Here is a 17,179-nt window from a genome sequence, read left to right on the forward strand (position 1 = left end):
CAATATCCAGTTCTCCGCATATTCCTTGAACCAACTCTTTGAAACGTTCTTCTACTTTTGTGTTAAGAAAAATCTTTCTTCTGTATCGCGGGCAAAACACAAAATGGTAGTTAATTAATGACACAGTTGTTTTGGTTCTTCTATAATCATTTATCATATTCACATTGTATCAGTTTGATCGTTAAACTACAACGCGAAAGACAAAAAATAAAAGATACCAACATTTTGGATACTTAAAGTACCACAAACCTCGCAATTTTCAGTGGTACTCCGTATCCAACCTCACTTTCATCCCATGCCTAAAGGCGATGGGCTTTCCCGTTCGGAAAGAGCTGTAAAAAGAAGCTGGATTCTCCTTATCCACTCTGACTTCTGTAACGAAAACACTCGGATTTTCACTTTCTATAAGCCGATGAATTTCTTGATGAAGTAACGTACCGATTCCTTTTCTTCTTTCTCGTGGATCAACGTACACTTGAATATCCCACTCTCTTTTCTCTTTATTTCTTATAATCACAAAAGCGAAACCTTTTACTCCTAATTCATCCCACACTAAAAAGTGTTTCGTTTCCTTAAAAATAGTCATCATGTTATTCAAATCAGCATCTATTACTTCCATACTACTTATTTTTATAAGCTGCTCTAAATCTTCAAACTGGCATTCCCTTATCATATGAAATTTTCCTCAAATTGAAATTTCGCCTTGCTCCCCAATATCAAAGTATTCTCTACAATACTTTGATTTCCTACAAAAGATATGAAAATGTACTTGTAACATCTGTACAGAATTATAAACAAAAAACGCATCAAATCAACGTCTAATGCGTTTTTTCGGCATTTCCTCCACTACACCGCTATTTCCAAAACAACTCTTGCTCCGCCTAGCTTGTCTGAATGACTTAAGTAAATATTTCCACCGTGCTGATTTGCAAAGTTTTTTGCAATATATAATCCGATTCCATGATGATGTTTTGAGTTTCTACTTTTATCTCCCCTATAAAATTGTTCTGTAGCTGAACTCATTTCTTCTTTTGTAAATCCTCTTCCTACATCCTCGATAATAAATCGAACCTTATTATGAACGGTTTCAACTGTGAATAACAAGTCACCACATACCGGAGAATATTCAATTGCATTCATCAGCACATTCATAATTGCTCTTTTCAAAGCAACCTCATCACCATGAATATATTTCGGTATGTTCTTAACTTCTTTCATTACATGTAACTGTTTGTCCAAAGCACAAATTGCACTTTCTTCTATAATATTTTCAATAAAGTTTTGAAGTTCTATCTGCTTAAATTGAAGTGAAGTCCCTTCCTCACTTTTCGTAATGTCGAGCAATGATTGCATATACATCTCCATTTCAGCAACACTTTTCAAAATATGCTCATTACATTTCTTTTGATCCGAATCCAGCATGAATTCGTTTAACAACTCAGCATTCCCTCTCAGTATCGTTAATGGCGTTTTGACATCATGCGCTAAAGCAGCAATCTGTTCTCTTCTATTCGTTTCCATCTCCCACTGTTTACGCAAAGAATCGTTCAATTCATCTTTCATTTTTACTAAGGAATTTAATATGTCATTCACTTCTACTATTTTCGATTGCTCTACTTGAAAATCTAAATCTTCCTTTTGAATTTTATCAGTTACTTTTTTCAAAAGTAGCATTTCCTTTGACAATGATTTCCCAAAAAAGCGAGATAGAAATAACACTTCTGCAACAAATAATAGGATAAAAGAGATAATCAAAGAAATGTCCGGGATTGGTAAATACTTCTGCAAAACAGGATTTTTATAATTCGTATGCAATGTATATAAAACGACGCAAATATCTTTATTTCGCTTCATAACTGCATAGTAGTATCCTCCTCCGCCTATTTCGTTGTTCTGTACGCTATCCCATATTTTCTTCGCATCATTTTTATGAATATTCCCTTGAATGACGTTTCCAGAAAAGTCATACACAACATATTTATATTGTTTTAAAATCCGATCATCGCCTTGTTCTGCTTTTACTATGGCGTCTCTTTGCGATTCAATTTGTTTCTCATAATAATTCGCGGGAAGAATCACTCCTGTGTTAACGCCAATACTGAACAAGCTCATATGAATAGCAACTAAAGCAATCGTCCCTATTGAAAATGCGAAAATATACCGTATAAAAATTTTGCGGAGATTGATTTGTTTTTTTACCTTTTCCATTTATATCCGATTCCCCACACTGTTTCGATTGGATTCATACCATACTTAGATAATTTATAGCGAACATTTTTAATATGTTCCACAATGACTTGATTGTCACTATCACCATCATATCCAAAAACATTTTCATAGATTTTTTCTCTTGAAAAAACTTGACCGTGATTCAAAGCTAAATACTCACAAATCCCATACTCGCTTTTCGTAAATGGAATAACTGTATCGTCATACGATATTTCTTTACTCGATAGATGAAATGTAAGACCAGACAGAGAAAATGCATTTTGCTTTTCCCTATGTTCACGCCTTACATGTGCTGATACTCTTGCACGCAGTTCGCCAATTCCAAAAGGCTTTGTTATATAATCGTCGCCGCCAAGGCTCAGCCCTGTGATCAAATCCTTTTCCATTGTTTTCGCAGTTAGAAACACAATAGGACTATCAACCAAGTCCCGGATATCCTGACAGAGTGTAAATCCATCTATTTCCGGCATCATGACATCTAATAAAATTAAATCATAATGAGAAAAATTGTTCTTTGAAATCGTAAGAGGATTACTCACGGCAGTTACCTCATGTCCTTCTTTTTCTAAAGCACTTTTTATAATATAAAGAATGCCCTCTTCATCATCAATTGCTAATATTTTTGCCATACAGGTCCCCTCCTCCAACTTCCATTATAATGCTGTATTTACAAAATGTGTTTACATTTCTTTACGCCCTTCATAAAAGGAAAACCAAATAAGTGATATAACAAACGCAATGATCGTTGAGCAAATACATATAATTACTCCCATTTGAATATCTACTGGTAAAGTATGAAACGAATCTGGATTCAATCTGTATGCAAAAAAACTATTACTCAATCTCATTCCCCACGCACACGGCATGTATTTCCAAATAACTTCTCCCATTCCGGTAAGCATTAAAGCTGCCAGCAAGCTTTCCATAATGCCAACTCCAATGGAAGCACCTTTACTAAAGCGAAAGTTCAAGAACAGATGGAATAGATACATAAAAATCTGACATCCAAAAAGGACGAAAGATATCCAAAAATAGAAAGACAGTGGTAATTCATTCTGTCCTAGCAGAAAATGAAACCCTACCGCAAACCCAAAGACTGCCAATATGGTAGAACAAAATCCGCATATTAACAGCAAACATACTTTACTAATAAATGCTTTCCGCTTTCCGTACTCTGTTGATAAAAGTTCTGTAAAATTCCCTGCTAACACTTCTTGTTCTACAACAAAAGAACATACAACACTAATTAAGAGCGGAAAAGCTATTGATAATACTTGTATATAACCAGGAACCTTACTAATAGAATCAAGTTTTGAAAAGGAGTAATAACTTAAAAATAGAACAATTCCGATAATTGGCATCGCTATATGTATCCAGAAAAAAGTGGTACCCTTCATCTTTAGAAAATCGGCGCTTAATAACCTTGGTAAAACTCCCATTTTATTTTGCCTCCTGCTTTCCAAACCATTTTGTCGTCACATAAGTAAACAAAAGAAACAGCACTACCGAAATGACTATCCCTGGCAGTAGGGCATGATAGGAAAGAAGCTCTGGTGTGAACGTTACACTTCCTGGTTCTGCATACAACCCATTCGGTAATATTTTCACAATAGGAATCATGAGTCTGGCTGGATATGTAAATGGATTCATCCACCACATACTTTTTGTTGCAAATAGAATTCCTAAAAATACATTCGCTCCCATATTCAATAGAATCGTTAGAAATAAACCTATTTTGTTACCTAAAAACAAACATATAGGAATTTGCCACATAAATGTAACGATCAAAACAATGCTTCCTAATAATACATTCATCGCAGGAATGATTCGGAAATTCTCTTTATTTACTAGTAAACTAGATAACTGTATGCCACAGAAAGAAATCATGCAGGAACAAATTAAAATTCCTAAAACTAGTAATATTTTAGAAAGCCATACTCGTTTTAACGAAATAGGTAACGATAAAATAGCTCGATTATTCATTTTTTTATCCTTCTCCGCAAAAAGTACACAACTTAAAGAAATCATTCCTGGAAGAATAGTAGTGTACCACCAGTTGTAACTAGATAGTTGAAAATAATCTCCCGCTATTAAAAAAGCAAGCAGCATTGGAGCTAATGGAGCTAGCCAGATAAGTTTATTCAAAAAAGTATGTCTAATTTTGATTTTTTCAGATACAAGATATGGAATCACTTCTTATGCCTCCCTTTTATATTTTCTCGCCACTTGTACAAATAAGTTTTCCAAGTCATCGGTCTTATTCAGTTCCCCCTGATACCCCAATACGCCGTTCGATATAATCCCAACATGATTTGCAACCTGACTTACTTCGCTTAAAATATGGCTGGATAAAATGACGGTAATTCCTTTGCTAGGGAAAGAAAGAATCAATTCTCTTAATTCCTGTATTCCAAAAGGATCCAGTCCATTCATTGGTTCATCTAATATTAAAAGCTTCGGATGATTAAGCAACGCAATCGCAATTCCTAATCGTTGCTTCATTCCCATCGAAAACTTACCAGCCTTTTTCTTCCCTGTATTCTCTAGCTCTACAACACGCAATACTTCATCAATCCTTGACTTTGGCAACCCTAAAGCAGTCGTGCGAACAAGCAAGTTTTCTCTTGCTGTTAAATTTTCATACAGCGGAGGTGACTCAATCAAAGCACCGATAAAATGTAAATCATGCCGCGTCCATGTATGACCATCGAAATAAATTTCACCAGAAGTAGGCGTAAGCATGCCTGTTATCATTTTCAAAGTAGTTGATTTCCCTGCCCCATTCGCACCTAACAATCCGTAAATTGAATGTTTCGGTACAGAAAGTGAAATATCTTGTACTACCCTTTGTTTTTGAAATGTTTTGCAAAGATTCTTTGTTTCTAAAATCATCTCACTCATTCTAAACTTCCTCCTTGTCTTTGGTAAGTCTAGAATAAATGACAATTATAAGGATTCTATAAGGAAAATGAAAAATATAGCGATTGAAACAAGGAATGATATGTAAAGGCACACAAAAACCCCGAATCATGATGAGATAACATTCATATGAACAATGACTAGAATTCTATTTCTGCCTTAAATAAATACATACGTAATTAACGAAAATGATTTGAAACTATTGAAAGGGATCACTTCATTTCCTATTACTGTAAAACCGCGCAGACTTTGCTCAATATTTCACTTACTTTAATTACATAATTTATGTTAATTCCAAATTGTTTTTGAATAAGTCAAATAACTTTATGATGTCCTTATAAGAAATAGCCGGCTAAAATTTTATCACTGTTTGTGAACTTATTCACAAATTAATTCGTTTGGAGGAAAGATCCATGAATGTATTTCAAATTATTCAGAAGACCGTCACTAATATGAATATTCTCAGTGCCATTACTTCAACAATCTTCATTATATTGCTAGGTTTCTTTTGTCGCAAAAAAGGAATTTTTAATGATCAAGTTGGAAAGATGCTATCAAAAGTCGTATTATCCGTTGCTTTACCTGCTCTAGCTTTCACATCTTTTATGATGGATATTAATCAAAAATCTTTAGCTGAAGGAATAAACATTTTAATTTGGGGATTACTTATTTACATTATTTTAATTTTTGTCTCTAAGCCTATGTATCTAAAATTTAAAGGTGACAAGCAAGATACATTACGTGTTTTAACAATTTTCGGTTCAACAACTTTCTTTGGTATTCCGATTGTAGGTGCTATATATGGACCTAAAGGTGTGCTATACGCCTCCATTTTCAATATTGGTTACCGAATTTTTCTATACTCGTATGGTTATATCAAGATGAGTGGCCTGAAAATGGAAGCAAAAAATATAAAAGAAATGTTTGCAAATCCTATTGTCATTGCGACTTTTCTCGGATTATTTATCTGGATGTTCCAAGAATATTTACCTCAAGTAGCCATTACAGCTGCTAATGGAAAAGTATCAAACGTTGCATTTTTACGAATTGATCGGACTGCCGTTTGGTTATATAAACCGATGACTTATTTATCAGGACTAGCTTCACCACTTGCTTGGCTTTCGATTGGAGCAACACTCGGTGCTGTAAACTTCAAAACAGCGATTACAGATCGGACATCTTTCATCTACAGCATAAACAAAATTGTGTTCGTTCCTATTATCAACATTGTATTTCTCGCAATTCTTTCACTTACAGGAATTCTTTCAATGAGCGCTATTTCTGTAGGAGTTGTTGTCATTATGATGGCGACACCAACTGCTACTGTAGCAGCGGCTTATGCAATTAGCTTTGATAAAGATGCGCTGCTTGCTTCGAATGCATCTTTACTTTCTACAATTTGTGCGGTTGTGATGATTCCTGTGTGGATTATCATCATTAATTTAATTAGTGGTACGGGAATATTTGGATAAAAAACTATCATGATAATGGAGAGATGAACTATGACATTAAAAGTAGCTTGTTACGGAGTTAGAGAAAATGAAGTACCGTTTTTTAATCAATTAAATAAGCATAATTTCGATCTATGCTTAATTGAAGACTTACTTAGACACGACAATATTGAAACAGCTAGAGGAATGGATGCTGTTTTATTAAGAGGAAATTGCATAGCAGATTTGCAAAATATTAAAAAGCTAAAAGAATACGGTGTAAAATATTTATTCACACGTACCGTTGGCTATAATCATATTGATTTGCAAGCAGCAGCAGATTACGACATGCACGTGGCAAGAGTTCCTTCCTACTCTCCAAATGCCATTGCAGAACTATCTTTAACACTTGCTATGTCATTATTAAGACATACAACCTATACAACAACAAAAACAGCAAATCAAGATTTCACTGTCGATCGGACGATGTTCAGCAAAGAAATTAGAAACTGTAAAGTCGGTATTATTGGTACTGGTAAAATTGGATTAACAGAAGCAAAACTTTTTAAAGGGCTTGGTGCCAAAGTGCTTGGGTATGATGTATTCCAAAGTGATGCAGCGAAACAAACGGTTACCTTTATGGAATTGGACAATTTATTAAAAGAAAGTGATATCGTAAGTATACACGTCCCTTATATCCCAGGAACAAATGATAAAATGATCGATGCTGAATTCATTTCAAAAATGAAAGATGGAGCCATTCTCATTAACACTGCTCGAGGTGAACTGCAAGATAATGAAGCCATTCTTAATGCCTTGCAATCTCATAAACTAGAAGGCTTTGCAACAGATGTCTTTGAGAATGAAGAAAACATATTCTTTCAAAAATTTGATAAAACAACAAAAAAATTAGACCCAACCGTTCAAGCACTACTAGAACTATACCCTCGTGTCCTCGTGACACCTCATATGGGATCTAATACAGATGAAGCACTTACGAATATGATCGAAACAAGCTTCGAAAACCTACATGATATCATTACAAAAGAGCACACAGCAAATGCTGTTCCTTTACCGAAAAAGCGAGAACTTGTTTCTATAAGCTAATTTCCATATTCCATAAAAAAGAGTCAAGCTGTTTTCAAGTTTGACTCTTTTTATTAGGCTTCAACGCACAGCATGTAAATTTTGCAACATCTAAATCCCATCTATGCAGAATAAAAAGCACCTGCACTCGTTTTCTCTTTCTGTTTTTATATCGCACGTGGCAGAAAAAGGCCCTGACCGCTTCTATGCACGGCCAGTTGCTCTCGACCATTTAAAAAAATGCTTTTCTGTCAGTTTTTTATTTGATGTATACATAGTGTCATCAATGCTACTTATTTAAATGACATAATCAAATGCTCTTTCTCAGGAACAACATGAAATACCGTAATTGGTCGTCCAACTGCTAAATACTTTAATTCTTCACTTAAATAACCAATCTCATTTAAAAACAGCAAATACTTCTTTGTTGAAATACGTGATAACTCAACTTCTTTCGCAATATCCTCTGTTGAAAAATACCCCTCTTGTTCCACTAGCACATGAAGAATTTTTTTTAATGTGATTTTGGATAATCCTTTAGGAATTTTTGAACGCAATTCCTTACAAGCAGGATTTACAAGAGAAGGTACCCTCTCTTTTATTAATATTTGATCTAACGTATCTTGATCGGTTTCTTCTAACTTAGTAGTTAGTGAATGATATTGAAGAAAATTTTCTATTGCTAGTTCAAACCTTTCATATGAGAAAGGTTTAATTAAGAAATCAATTACCCCACACTCTAGTGATTTCTTAATAGTAGGTATATCATGAGCTGCTGTAATCATAATAATTGGTATAGAAAGCGCCTTTTGACGTACAGTCTGTAAAAAATCAATCCCCGTTTCTCCTGGTAAATAAACATCAAGTAAGATTAAATCAGGTACATTTTTATTAATTACATTCCATATTTCCCCAATATTGCCGACAGAAGCGATAATTCGAAAACCTTCAAACCGCTCAATAAATTGCCGATTGATCATTGCAACCATAGGGTCATCCTCAACTATGATAACTTTAATCATCTATGTTCCTCCGTTTATAAGGTACTTCCATTCGAAAAATGCTTCCGTTCCCTACTTCTGATTGTACATCAACAAGCCCATCATATTGTTTGACAATTGATTGAACAGCATCCAATCCATAGCCTCTTGCCTCGCCTTTTGTTGAAAACCCTCTCTCAAAAATCCGTTCCATTAACACTCCATCTATGCCTACTCCTGTATCCTTCACTTCAATTAGAATCACTTCCTCCTCCTCATCATAGTGCAGAAAGAGCGTCGCTTGTTTTATCAATGTTAACGACATAGCCTCCTTGGCATTATCTAGTAAAATCCCCATCGATAATAACAAATCATGAAGCATCTCACCCATTTTCATACTTGGAAAATAAGAATCTGCGTCTATCATTAACGTTACACCTTGCTCTTTTAGCTCGCTCGTTTTTCCGAGTAAAAAACCTGCAACTGCTGGACTTTTAATTTTATCAGCTACAAACCCGATCTCACGGTGATAATCGGCATTTAATACACGAATAAAGTGATTAACATCCTGATATTTTTCCAATTCAATCAATCCTAAAATCGTATGCAATTGGTTCATAAATTTATGATTTTGCGCACGTAAGGCGTCAATATATTGTTCTGCTCCACTAAGTTCTCGAATAAGCTGCTGCATTTCTGATTGATCACGTAACGTTGCAACCGCCCCATAAATTTTTTTATCTATATAGATAATCTGAATATTAACGATGAATTCAAACTGATTCACGACAATTACATGATCGGAAATTGACTTTCCTGTTGTAAATACTTCTCCAAAAAACGTTGCAAAGATATCGTTATCAAGGTACCCTTCTTTCATATTGTCCCCGGTAAACTTAGCCTTCTTTATGAGTTCTGTAAAATTTAAATTTTGTAAAAGGATTTTTCGACCTGGAGTCACCGCAATGATTCCTTCACCTACAGAATCGATAATCGTATCGCGTTCCTTTATATTCGCCACGATCTGCGTAGGTTCGAATCCTAATAATATTTTCTTTAATTGCTTTGCTAAATACAATGCACCCAATATTCCCACAAAAAGGCCGAATCCTAACCCCAAATAAAGATTTTTCTGTGCATCCCATAACTCTTTATTTATTGTTTTCTGCATAAAACCTACACAAACAATACCAACTTGCTGCCCTTTTTCATTCCAAATCGGAGTAAAGAAACGTGTACCCTCTCCTAACACACCAACTTGCTTGGAAAAATGCTCAGAACCATTTAATGATTTTTTGGCATCCTCAATATCTGAAAAAGGTTTTCCTATAACACTTTTATCTGGATGTGATTTTCGAATTAGCTCATTATTAAGCACAACAACAAAACTAACACCTGTCGATTCCATCACTTCTAGCGTATACTGCTCTATCTCTGAACTAGACGAATCATTAGCAACTTCATTTATGACACGGGGATCTTTCGCAACCACTCTAGCAGTATTTTTCAATTTTTCATTTACAACATCCTTTTCTCGATCCAACACATAAAAATGTAACAGAGTCGCACTTGCTATTAACGAAACGATAACTGACATTAACACCAATAATGTCGTCATTTTTTTTAATGATAATTTAGATAACCATTTATTTCGCATCATATCTAAAATCCTTCTATATTACTTTATTGCTATTTTAACAATTTTCTATTCCCTCTTCTACTTCTTCAAAAATACGTCACAAGTATATATTTACCAATCGTAACAACTTAGTTATTTTATGAAAAACCGACAGAAAAGCATTTTTTTAAATGGGCAAGAGGGACTGGCGATGCGTAGGAGCGGTCAGGGCCCTTTCCTGCCACATGCGCAGTTTTAAAAAAAGAAAGATAACGAGATGTCGATAGTAGGTTTGTAAAAACAAACTTACCAAACACAATATTAGGATTTATCCCTGCTGGTAAAGACCAACAAAGTATCCCTCTAAAAAATATTTCTGGAGCTATGTTATCTACCAAATACTTCATCAAACCAATTATTATAGGATTATTTATATTTTTCATCGGATTGGGTTCTTTAGACAATAGCTTTATCCTTGGTCTGATACTACTCATTTTAGGTATAGGAATTGCAGGTAATGGAATCCAAACAATATTAAACATTGAAAAATCAGGAACACCTTATTTAATTAGTGTCCCGTTTTTTGAAAAACAGAAATTGAAAGTATTAAGCGATATGATACATGAAGCTTTAGCAGAGGATATAGACAAAACAGACTTAAACTTATTCTTTAATAAGAAATCACAATAATATATAAATAAGGGATTAGGTTACTAACCTAATCCCTCTCAATCTACTTTCCAAACCTTTTCCGATATCCACATTTTCTGCAAAGTTCCTCTACTGCCTCTCTTCGTGAAAAACCATCTACTAGATTTGTTGCTCGTTCCCCTTCGATAATCTCAGAAAATGAGTCATTGTTAATATTTCCAAGGTTAATAATGCCCTCACCATCTAAGCAACAAGGAATAACCGTTCCGTTTGCTAAAATACCTGCTTGATTTCGAAGGCCATAACAGAAGCCCTTTCCATCGTCTTCTTCTTCATGCAGTGCAGGCCACTGAAACTCGTAATCTTGATTAATATAAATGCCGTCTGCTATTTTCACACCACTTCCTGGTGTGACCTTCTCTTCAATTTTGTATGGTAAATCAAATTCTTTCTCAATAATTGCTAGCAACTCTCTGTTTCGTTGTATTTCAACATTTGTCTTATTGTCTTGCGTTAAGTTCCATAGTCTGAGCGAAACAATTAAATCTGATTGGCTCGTTGCTTCTTTAATGAAAGAAAGTATACTTCTTACATATCCTTCCTTATCTTTAGAACCTTCATGGCCATCAAAACTATGAAGCGAAAAATTCATCTGTCTGAGTGCAGGTTTATTTAATAATCTGTCTCTCTTTTTATTAATTAATGTTCCGTTCGTTGTAATGTTAACTTTAAAGCCTTTTTCATGACTAATATCTAACAATTGATCTATTTTAGGGTGAAGCAAAGGCTCACCTTTTACATGTAAATAAATATAGTCTGTGTGAGGCTTAATTTGATCTAACCTTTTTGCAAAATCCTCCACAGAAAGAAATTGTTTTTGTCGTTCTGTTGGCGGACAAAAGCTGCATGCGAGGTTACATACACTCGTAATCTCTAAATAAAACTTCTTAAACTTTTTCAATCTCAATTCCTCACTTCTTTGACTACTTATATAAATATAAATTGAAAAAACGACATAAAAACCTCTTTCTTTTTAGGAGAGGACGTAAGCGTCTAGCCGTGCATAGGAGCGGTCAGGGCCTTTTCCTGCCACATGCGATGTTTTAAAACAAAGGGAGCAGGCCGGTAGCGATCCCGTTATACTCTGCATAGCAGCGATTTATATGTCGAGAAATCAAAATGAATTTATATAGAACAGAGTAAAATATTGTTCTATCACTATTACAGCATAATTTTTCATAAATGGGAACATGCTTATTTGAGGAAACTTTCGTTCGGATTCAAGTGATCTTCATCGTTCGTTCAATAAAAACTCAAAATTACAGATAGATTTTGGTTTATCATTTTTAAAAAGGCAAATGGAGGGATTAAGATGTTAAATAAAAATATCATCCTCTATACTTAGGAAAATAGTATCGCAACAATTACACTAAACAGACCAGAAGCACTAAATGCGTTAAACCAAGATGTTCTTGGACAGAATTAAAACAGATTCAAGTGTAAAGGCAGTAATCATTATCGGTGCCGGGGAAAAGGCATTTTCCCCGGCGTAACACATACACCGAATGCCAATTATAATGTTTTTTTGAAAGCGTATTAATTTCCACATAAAAGTAAGTTACAATAGAACAAAAAAGAATAGTCATGAATTGAAAAAGCTATAGGGGTATAAGAAAATGAAAAATAAACTTCATGAACTCAATAAACAAAAAAAGCCGTTATTCGTCACTGTGTATGACCAGTTGTATACATTAATCATGGATGGAACATTTCCTCCAGGCAGTAAGCTTCCAACAGAACCCGAATTGGCCAAAATATTTGGTGTAAGCAGAATGACATTACGGCATGCTTTAGCACTGTTACAGGAAGATGGATTGGTGAAAAATATCCATGGAAAAGGAAATTTCATTACAAAGTTTCATCATAATGAAAGTATGGATGGCTTGGAGAAGTTAGGGAATCCATTATATAAATGCTATACGAAAAAAATCGATGATATCGAACTTACTTTCCGAATTGACCTAGTTACAGACTATGCCATGCAAGTATTAAATCAAGAAATGACTGCCGTGGTTGCATTGGAACGCTGGTATAAAAGTAACGATAAAATCGTAGCTTTCGCTTTTACAATGATGCCAATAGAAGCTGTTTCGAAGTTAAATCTTGACTTACAAAACGAAAAGCAAGTACTGGAAATGTTAGAGGAGAAAATCTATGAACTTGCTAATTCCTCTACTATCGAAATTAAACGCTCTAATTCCGTCAATACTCCGTCATTAAAATACCAACTTTTCCACGGAGAAGAATGTGATTTGATTTTAGAAAGTGTCTATATTAGCGATAAATATCCTGTCGTTTATAATAAATATTATATACCAATTGAATTTAGTCAGATTAAGATTAAAACATCGAAGTAATCGAAAGAAGCTAAAAAATACTTCTCAAACTCTCACGTCAAAGCAAAAGAATCCATTTTGAAAAAAGATTTTATCAAGACCTAAATTAAAAAACAAATAAATTTAAGGACATTACATATTTTATATGACTAATATAAAATATGTAATGTCCTTTCTTATTCAACAATCGTGCCCGTTTGTTGAAGATTAATTTTCATTTTGCTTTTTGTGCCGAGTCCAATGCTTTTTTTAATTCGTCCGGTTTTTGAGTGCCGATTACCACTGTGCTATATTTCAACTTTAACTCTATACCTTTCTTTCCATTCATGTTATAGGCTTTTTCACCCTTAAGGTTAAAACGAATTCCCCATCCTCCAAATCGTTTTAGTGGACTGTAAGTAACGCTTTCATAGTGAAGTATATTTTTGAAGAGGTACTGCTTATATTGAAAATGAAAAGGAACAAAACGAACATAAAGACCTTTTTCACGGACCTCAATGATCAGTTTCAATACCCCAAGCATTAATACAGGAAAGGCAATCCCAAAAAACAACCACAAAACAATTAATACACCATTGGGAGCTGGTTTATCTCCAAACGGGGTATCAAGGATAATTTGTTGAATGAATCCATACCACATCAGTATGGCGATCCCCAATATGAGTATCCATACCCAAATTTGTTGTGGTCGCTGAACCTCACGAAAGATAACGTGTTCTTGTTGTTTCATTACTGATTGCCACCTCCTAAAGTAGTAATATTAACGCTCGGTCTAAAGACCTCACTATGCTTCCCGCTATGAGCTACATCCTCCACTTTAAGCGGATATACTTTTCCGAATATTATATACATATTGAACTATATTTTCAATATCTGTTTAACTAAACTAATATGTATAAGAGAAGAGGGTATATGCTCATATTGAACATAATATCCTCTTCTTAAAAATTATTCCTCAAACCTCGGCTGTGCAAACTGCATTCTACACATGGACCAATGAAACGTTGTGTTTTGAATTTCATCAAACATATCCCACAAATCATTTACGAAACGTAATTCAACATTACGTGTAAACAGCTCTTGAAATACATCAACTACTTCCCATTTGGCAATTGGAATTTGCGCTGTTTCACTTACATAATAGCCAGCATTCTCATCTTGCAGTGTGAACTCTTTTGTATCAAATTCATACAAGTATAATTTCGTATGTTTCATCGTTTCATACCATTTGTTTTCAATAACGACAACATGCGAACATGATTTTGATGATAGATAAGTTTGCTGGTCGCTTTCAGATGTATTTGGACCAACGTGATAACAAACACGTGGACAATTTCTAGGTGTCAAAAAATTAGGTAAACATTGATCATCTATTGCCCATACGAGCCTTTTCGTTGGATCTAAGTCCGTTCGAGTCGGTGTTCTGGGATGAAACACTTGAATATCACTCTCTTCACTTACGTGGAATATCTGCACACGCTTCCCTCCTTATCATGCATGATCCTGTCCCTTATTTTCTCAATTTACATACAATGAAATCCGCACAGTGTAAATCCTTTTCAAATTGCGATTGCAGTATTTAACAATACCTCTCTATGAATACCACCGTGCTCATCATAGCCTGCTGTAAAATAGTCAGCATGTTTATTCCAGCGCTTAATCGCTTCATCAGTCGTCATTGTTCTTCTCATCGTACGCCCTCTTTTCTATATTGGTCGTAACGTTACGTTTCTTGTGCACACTCATATTTTTTCATTTTTAAGAAAAAAAATATAGACTTATAATTCAGTTTTTTATATCATGTAGGTAGTGTTATGTCTTTTTTAATATGAGCGCAAGCCAGATATCCCTAGTCGGATGTCTGGCTTTTTTAATTCTTAAAATAATAAGGCTTTCTGTTCAAATCAACAATTTGATTTGCCACTTCTTTTTTGTAACAAAACAGACAAATTCCAAAAGAAAGATGGGTTGTGAGCAATGACAAGGTGTGGTATCCTTTTCATTGTTAAGATGTATACAAGTTTTTAGACAACTGTACAATGTTGTATATCACAAGAGGTTATCATGCATAATCATGAAAGCGGAATCAAACATAAGATGTTTTTCACGCGAATGCTTCCTTGTATACGATATTGTAATGGGTTATCACGCATGATTATGAAAGCGAAATCAAAATGTAAGTTTTTTTCAGTTATTCATGCAATCGCTTCCTTTTTGAATATCGTAAAAAGGAAAAAACAAAATGGGTACAACTGTGCACAAGGAAATCCCACCTATGAAGAAAATGGCGTAGAAATTACTGAAGCCATCCGATTAATTGATAGTTAGATAATCATGATTTAGGAAAATCATCCCTAGATCACAAAAGGAGAGGAATATCGCTATGTCTACAATAAATGCAGATGTAAGCATGAAAAAAACTCAGGAATATAGTGCTAAGAAAGCAGTACCTGTTACCTTACTGTTATTCCTATTATGTTTAGTAATTGACAATTCGTTTAAGATTATTTCTGTTGATATGGCAAAAGATTTTAACATTTCAGCAACAACAGTTAGCTGGCAAGCAACATTAGCTGGTCTTGTAATTGGAATTGGAGCAGTCGTTTACGCAGCTTTAGCAGATTCTATTAGTTTTAGAAAACTTTTTAGCGCTGGGATTATTTTAATCTGCGTTGGTTCCATCATGGGATATATTTTTCAACATTCGTTTTTACTAGTTGTTATTTCACGTATTATCCAAACTGCTGGTTTAGCATCAGCTGAAACGTTATATGTAATATTTGTCACAAAGCATTTACCTGCAGATGAACAAAAGAAATTTTTAGGATTAAGTACAAGTAGTTTTGCTCTTTCACAGCTTATCGGTGCATTAACTGGGGGTTATGTTTCAACATACTTCCATTGGACAACTTTATTTTTAATTTCTTTAGTAACCCTTTTCACTCTTCCTTTTATTTTGAAATATATTCCTAAGGAAGAAACGGAAAACAGTCATGTAGATATATTAGGATTATTTCTAGTTGGAGCTATTTCAGCATCCTTACTACTATATATTACAGATTTTAATTGGCTTTACCTACTCTTGTTTATTGTTGCAATTGCCTTGTTCCTTACTTATATTAGTAAGAACTCAAAAGCTTTTATTGGAATCTCATTCTTCCAAAATAAGCAGTTTATCTCATTGCTTGGCGTTGCTTTTATCATTTACTCTGTACAGCTAGCATATATTTTCCTATTCCCATTCTTGCTTGAAAAGATTTATGGTTTACAGCTAGATACAATTTCACTATTATTAATTCCAGGCTATATCGCAGCGACTATCGTTGGGGCTCTTTCTGGAAAAGTTGCGAAGGTTATGGGAAGCAAGCAATGTATTACGCTCGCTATGTGCAGCATTATGATCAGCTTACTATTAGGCGGATTCTTTATCAAAACTTCTGTTGTTGTATTCGTAATCTCTATGGTTCTATTCTCTAGTTCATTTGCATTCATGTATGCTCCATTACTTGATTCTTGCATTTGTACAATTGATAAAGAAAAAACAGGAACAGCAATCGGATTTTATAACTTAACACTGAATGTTGCGATGTCAATTGGAATTGCCTACACAGCGGCAATGATGGACCATTCCGCAATGAAAAAAAGTTTCTTCGGAATGACAAACAATGTGGATACTTCCATGTTTAGTAACATCCTATTCATTCTCGTATTCATTGCCCTTTTCAGCTTATCTCTGTACTGGGTATTAGTAGGTCGAAAAGCGACAAAATAGGTTACGTTTTTCATTAACTAATTATATAGAATTTCGTTGTAAGAAAACCGTAAAATAATAATTTCAGAGTAGAACCCTAAGACGAAAAGTTTAGGGTT

Annotated in this window: 18 protein-coding genes and 1 pseudogene; 6 read left to right on the top strand and 13 right to left on the bottom strand. The window is 34.5% G+C overall.

Translation table 11 applies throughout. The annotated features are described in order from the left end of the window. The 7 genes from H280_RS25190 to H280_RS0115355 form a co-directional block, all read right to left on the bottom strand. The coding region (locus tag H280_RS25190) for a transposase (protein WP_196810734.1) at positions 1-157 on the bottom strand (157 nt) is incomplete at its 3' end. Positions 158-259: 102 nt separating this feature from the next. Further along, on the bottom strand, positions 260-673 hold the full coding sequence (locus H280_RS23695) for a GNAT family N-acetyltransferase (RefSeq protein ID WP_020062021.1): 414 nt from the start codon (positions 671-673) through the stop codon (positions 260-262). 173 nt (positions 674-846) lie between these two features. Continuing rightward, on the bottom strand, positions 847-2,208 hold the full coding sequence (locus H280_RS0115335; protein ID WP_020062022.1) for a sensor histidine kinase: 1,362 nt from the start codon (positions 2,206-2,208) through the stop codon (positions 847-849). Next, positions 2,196-2,858: a response regulator transcription factor gene (locus H280_RS0115340; RefSeq protein WP_020062023.1), complete on the bottom strand. Its 663-nt coding sequence runs from the start codon at positions 2,856-2,858 to the stop codon at positions 2,196-2,198. Before H280_RS0115340 ends, H280_RS0115335 begins: the two co-directional genes overlap by 13 nt. Before the next feature lie 51 nt (positions 2,859-2,909). Continuing rightward, the gene (locus H280_RS0115345; protein WP_020062024.1) at positions 2,910-3,668 is read right to left on the bottom strand and encodes a lantibiotic immunity ABC transporter MutG family permease subunit; all 759 of its coding nucleotides are present in this window, start codon (positions 3,666-3,668) and stop codon (positions 2,910-2,912) included. Between the two features lies 1 nt (position 3,669). After that, positions 3,670-4,422 (bottom strand): lantibiotic immunity ABC transporter MutE/EpiE family permease subunit, encoded by a 753-nt coding sequence (locus tag H280_RS0115350; protein ID WP_020062025.1) that lies wholly within the window; start codon positions 4,420-4,422, stop codon positions 3,670-3,672. A gap of 3 nt (positions 4,423-4,425) precedes the next feature. Beyond that, entirely contained in the window at positions 4,426-5,130 is a 705-nt protein-coding gene (locus H280_RS0115355) for a lantibiotic protection ABC transporter ATP-binding protein (protein WP_020062026.1), read from the bottom strand. A 431-nt stretch (positions 5,131-5,561) separates the two neighbouring features. Here H280_RS0115355 and H280_RS0115360 point away from each other — a divergent pair, with 431 nt between their 5' ends. Together H280_RS0115360 and H280_RS0115365 are read left to right on the top strand one after the other, a co-directional pair. Beyond that, positions 5,562-6,620, top strand: a complete 1,059-nt coding sequence (locus H280_RS0115360) for an AEC family transporter (RefSeq protein WP_020062027.1) — start codon at positions 5,562-5,564, stop codon at positions 6,618-6,620. A gap of 30 nt (positions 6,621-6,650) precedes the next feature. Continuing rightward, a complete protein-coding gene (locus H280_RS0115365) occupies positions 6,651-7,685 on the top strand; it encodes a 2-hydroxyacid dehydrogenase (protein WP_020062028.1) in 1,035 nt (344 codons plus the stop codon). Positions 7,686-7,957: 272 nt separating this feature from the next. On the opposite strand, the gene H280_RS0115370 is transcribed toward H280_RS0115365, so the two are convergent. Further along, the gene (locus H280_RS0115370; protein ID WP_020062029.1) at positions 7,958-8,686 is read right to left on the bottom strand and encodes a response regulator; all 729 of its coding nucleotides are present in this window, start codon (positions 8,684-8,686) and stop codon (positions 7,958-7,960) included. Beyond that, entirely contained in the window at positions 8,679-10,304 is a 1,626-nt protein-coding gene (locus tag H280_RS0115375; RefSeq protein ID WP_020062030.1) for an ATP-binding protein, read from the bottom strand. The genes H280_RS0115370 and H280_RS0115375 overlap by 8 nt, the downstream gene beginning before the upstream one ends. 234 nt (positions 10,305-10,538) lie before the next feature. Here H280_RS0115375 and H280_RS23700 point away from each other — a divergent pair. Beyond that, positions 10,539-10,952, top strand: a pseudogene (locus tag H280_RS23700) (hypothetical protein); the annotation flags it as partial. 43 nt (positions 10,953-10,995) lie between these two features. Here the strand turns inward: H280_RS23700 and H280_RS0115385 are convergent. Then, positions 10,996-11,874, bottom strand: coding sequence for a radical SAM/SPASM domain-containing protein (locus H280_RS0115385; protein ID WP_020062032.1), 879 nt, complete (start codon positions 11,872-11,874; stop codon positions 10,996-10,998). Between the two features lie 715 nt (positions 11,875-12,589). Here H280_RS0115385 and H280_RS0115390 point away from each other — a divergent pair. Then, a complete protein-coding gene (locus H280_RS0115390; RefSeq protein WP_020062033.1) occupies positions 12,590-13,330 on the top strand; it encodes a GntR family transcriptional regulator in 741 nt (246 codons plus the stop codon). 193 nt (positions 13,331-13,523) lie between these two features. Here the strand turns inward: H280_RS0115390 and H280_RS0115395 are convergent, their stop codons facing one another. The 3 genes from H280_RS0115395 to H280_RS26760 all read right to left on the bottom strand — a co-directional run bounded on the left by H280_RS0115395 (position 13,524) and on the right by H280_RS26760 (position 15,000). After that, the gene (locus H280_RS0115395) at positions 13,524-14,039 is read right to left on the bottom strand and encodes a DUF6141 family protein (RefSeq protein WP_020062034.1); all 516 of its coding nucleotides are present in this window, start codon (positions 14,037-14,039) and stop codon (positions 13,524-13,526) included. A 218-nt stretch (positions 14,040-14,257) separates the two neighbouring features. Further along, positions 14,258-14,785 carry a DUF6886 family protein gene (locus tag H280_RS0115400; protein ID WP_020062035.1) on the bottom strand — a complete coding sequence of 176 codons (528 nt, stop codon included), beginning with the start codon at positions 14,783-14,785 and terminating at the stop codon, positions 14,258-14,260. An 83-nt stretch (positions 14,786-14,868) separates the two neighbouring features. After that, on the bottom strand, positions 14,869-15,000 hold the full coding sequence (locus H280_RS26760) for a hypothetical protein (protein ID WP_020062036.1): 132 nt from the start codon (positions 14,998-15,000) through the stop codon (positions 14,869-14,871). Between the two features lie 373 nt (positions 15,001-15,373). On the opposite strand from H280_RS26760, the gene H280_RS0115410 reads away from it, so the two are divergent. After that, a complete protein-coding gene (locus tag H280_RS0115410; RefSeq protein WP_020062037.1) occupies positions 15,374-15,637 on the top strand; it encodes a hypothetical protein in 264 nt (87 codons plus the stop codon). Positions 15,638-15,692: 55 nt separating this feature from the next. Next, the gene (locus H280_RS0115415; protein WP_020062038.1) at positions 15,693-17,081 is read left to right on the top strand and encodes an MFS transporter; all 1,389 of its coding nucleotides are present in this window, start codon (positions 15,693-15,695) and stop codon (positions 17,079-17,081) included. The last annotated feature ends 98 nt before the right edge of the window (positions 17,082-17,179 follow it).

This window comes from Bacillus sp. 123MFChir2, assembly GCF_000383235.1.
Taxonomy (GTDB): Bacteria; Bacillota; Bacilli; order Bacillales; family Bacillaceae_G; genus Bacillus_A.

What these genes read in the sequence shown, in the direction of transcription:
- H280_RS23695 (WP_020062021.1), bottom strand. Translation starts at nt 673, where the DNA reads ATGATAAGGGAATGCCAGTTTGAAGATTTAGAGCAGCTTATAAAAATA.
- H280_RS0115335 (WP_020062022.1), bottom strand. Translation starts at nt 2,208, where the DNA reads ATGGAAAAGGTAAAAAAACAAATCAATCTCCGCAAAATTTTTATACGG.
- H280_RS0115340 (WP_020062023.1), bottom strand. Translation starts at nt 2,858, where the DNA reads ATGGCAAAAATATTAGCAATTGATGATGAAGAGGGCATTCTTTATATT.
- H280_RS0115345 (WP_020062024.1), bottom strand. Translation starts at nt 3,668, where the DNA reads ATGGGAGTTTTACCAAGGTTATTAAGCGCCGATTTTCTAAAGATGAAG.
- H280_RS0115355 (WP_020062026.1), bottom strand. Translation starts at nt 5,130, where the DNA reads ATGAGTGAGATGATTTTAGAAACAAAGAATCTTTGCAAAACATTTCAA.
- H280_RS0115360 (WP_020062027.1), top strand. Translation starts at nt 5,562, where the DNA reads ATGAATGTATTTCAAATTATTCAGAAGACCGTCACTAATATGAATATT.
- H280_RS0115365 (WP_020062028.1), top strand. Translation starts at nt 6,651, where the DNA reads ATGACATTAAAAGTAGCTTGTTACGGAGTTAGAGAAAATGAAGTACCG.
- H280_RS0115370 (WP_020062029.1), bottom strand. Translation starts at nt 8,686, where the DNA reads ATGATTAAAGTTATCATAGTTGAGGATGACCCTATGGTTGCAATGATC.
- H280_RS0115375 (WP_020062030.1), bottom strand. Translation starts at nt 10,304, where the DNA reads ATGATGCGAAATAAATGGTTATCTAAATTATCATTAAAAAAAATGACG.
- H280_RS0115390 (WP_020062033.1), top strand. Translation starts at nt 12,590, where the DNA reads ATGAAAAATAAACTTCATGAACTCAATAAACAAAAAAAGCCGTTATTC.
- H280_RS0115395 (WP_020062034.1), bottom strand. Translation starts at nt 14,039, where the DNA reads ATGAAACAACAAGAACACGTTATCTTTCGTGAGGTTCAGCGACCACAA.
- H280_RS26760 (WP_020062036.1), bottom strand. Translation starts at nt 15,000, where the DNA reads ATGAGAAGAACAATGACGACTGATGAAGCGATTAAGCGCTGGAATAAA.
- H280_RS0115410 (WP_020062037.1), top strand. Translation starts at nt 15,374, where the DNA reads ATGCATAATCATGAAAGCGGAATCAAACATAAGATGTTTTTCACGCGA.
- H280_RS0115415 (WP_020062038.1), top strand. Translation starts at nt 15,693, where the DNA reads ATGTCTACAATAAATGCAGATGTAAGCATGAAAAAAACTCAGGAATAT.